Raw genomic sequence first — 2258 nt, forward strand, 5'->3', positions numbered from 1 at the left:
CTGTCGCCCTGGCAGGCGTCCTTGCCGCCGGCGTCCTCCCCGGCGCAGAGCATGCGGTCGGTGATGACCGTGGCGCCGTACTCGGTACGGCACTTGGCCCGGCTGATGAGGGGCACCGGGACGACACGGGCGGCGGCGACGATCGGGCCGCCCGAGGTCGTCGCGCCCCAGCCGGAGACCCGGGCGGTACCGGTGGAGGGGTCGTTGCCGTTGGCCGCGAGCGGGACGGCGGCGATGCCGGCACCGAGCGGCAGCGCCTTGGTGAGGCGCAGCAGGGCGAGGTCGTAGTCGATCGTCGAGGCGTTGTAGGAGCCGTGCGGGACGACCTCCGCGACGCCGACCAGCACTCCTCCGGAGGCATGGATCAGGGTGCCGGCCCGGACCCGGAGGTCGGTCGGGGCGGCGCCAGCGACGCAGTGGGCGGAGGTGAGGATCCAGGTGGCACCGATGACGGTGCCGCCGCAGACGTGGGTCGGCCTTCCGATCGAGACCAGGTAGGGGGCCTGCCCCGGGGGCAGCGCCGTGCCCCCGACGACGGCGTTCGCCGGGGCCGCGGCGGTCAGTGCCGCCGCGGCGGCGAGGAGGGTCGCCACGAGGACGACGGCGGTGTTCCTGAGCCGGGTTCGCACGGTCGGTACTCCCTGTCCGTTGCCGATGTTCCTCCGTTCGCAAGCAGCAAGACTAGTGACGATGCATCAGGTCTGTCCGGTCAATGGGGAGAGTCTGATTGTCGGTCCGCCCGGGCGAGGTCGACGAACAGCGCCGCGGACCAGCCGAAGCCGGAGGTGGCCCGGGCCGCCCGGGTGCCGGTGCGGGGGTTCCAGTACTCGTAGAGGCCGCCTCCCTCGCGCACCATGGCGAGGGTGCGTTGGCGCAACTCCTCGGCGGTGTCCGGGAATCCGGAGCGGTGCAGGCCCTCGATCAGCAGGTAGTTGATATTGAGCCAGACCGGGCCGCGCCACATCGCCTCCGGGTCGAAGGCCGGGTCGTCGAAGGCCACGGTGGGGACGGGCCGTTCGCCCCAGTAGGCGGGTGAGCGCAGGGTGCGTTCCAGGGTGGCGGCGATCCCGGTGGGCAGTCGGCCGGTGAACAGGGGCATCAGGTCGAGCGCGGTGCGGACGGGCACGGGGGCGCCGGCCGCCAGGGTGGTGAAGCGGGTGCCGTCCCAGCGGCGGGCGACCAGGAGGTCGGTGTGGGCGGCGGCGCGCGAGCGCCAGTCGGCGGCCTCGGCGGTTCGGCCGAGGGCGTCGGCGATGTCGGCCAGCCGGTCGGCCTCCAGGACCAGGTAGGAGTTGAGGTCGGGGGGTTCGGCGCGGGGGCCGTAGTCCCAGACCGGGCTGTCGTCGAGGCCGGACGAGTAGGGGTGCAGGTATTCGGGCAGGCCGTCGCCGTCCGGGTCGGAGGCGGCGAACCACCACCGGTGGGCGCGGACCAGCCGGGGGTAGGCGGCGGCGAGGAAGGGCAGGTCGGGGTCGGTTTCGTGGACCTTCCAGACGGCCCAGGCGGCCAGCGGCGGTTTGGTGACCGCCACCGGTTCGGGGGTGGGCCGGGCGCCGTTGGCGGTGCCGACGTGCTCGGCGAGCCGGGCGTGGTCGGCGCGGGGCAGGTCGGTGGTGTCGGCGAGCACGCCGTTTTCGTGCACCACGTCCGGGAGTCGGCCGTCGGGCAGTTGGTGGTCGAGGAAGAGCAGGATCTGGTCCCGGGCGAGCGCCGGATCGGCGTGCCGCAGGGCGACGGCGTGGAAGAGCGCGTCCCAGTTCCACACGCCCACGTAGCCGTACTTGGACGGGACGAGGCCCTCGCGGCCGGCGATCGGCAGCAGGTTGACGGCCAGTGTCCACCAGGCCGTCCGGGCGGCCGCGGCGAGGTCGGGGCGGACGGCCGGCATCCGGGCGAACCAGGCCGCCCAGCGGGCCTCGGCGGCGGCGCGCACGGCGGGGGCCGACCACTCCCCCGGCGGCCCGTGCAGGACGTGGCAGCCGTCGAGCGCGAGCGCCCGTTCCGTGCCGTCCGGCAGCCGCCAGGAGGCGTGCACGCCGTGCCCGGTGAGCACCAGGGTGGCGGGGTCGGCGAACAACAGCGTTGCCCCGCCAGCGAATTCGACCGCCGCGGGGGTCGCGGAGCGGACGGGCAGCGGGTGCCCCTCCGCGTCCCGCAGCACCAGCCCGGTGAGTTCGACGGTGTCCGCGAGCCGGGTCTCGTACTCGGCCCGGGCCACCCGCAGCCCGTCCGGGCCGGCGGTGACCAGCAGCCGGGAG

At 74.8% G+C, this 2258-nt stretch carries 2 protein-coding genes; both read right to left on the reverse strand.

The features are described from left to right. On the reverse strand, positions 1–629 hold a 629-nt coding region (locus VR45_RS18075), incomplete at its 3' end, for a serine protease (RefSeq protein WP_045940818.1). Positions 630–709: 80 nt separating this feature from the next. Continuing rightward, the coding region (locus tag VR45_RS18080; protein WP_045940819.1) for a glycogen debranching protein at positions 710–2258 on the reverse strand (1549 nt) is incomplete at its 5' end.

Origin of the sequence: Streptomyces sp. NRRL S-495 (assembly GCF_000966955.1) — a bacterium.
GTDB lineage: Bacteria > Actinomycetota > Actinomycetes > Streptomycetales > Streptomycetaceae > Kitasatospora > Kitasatospora purpeofusca.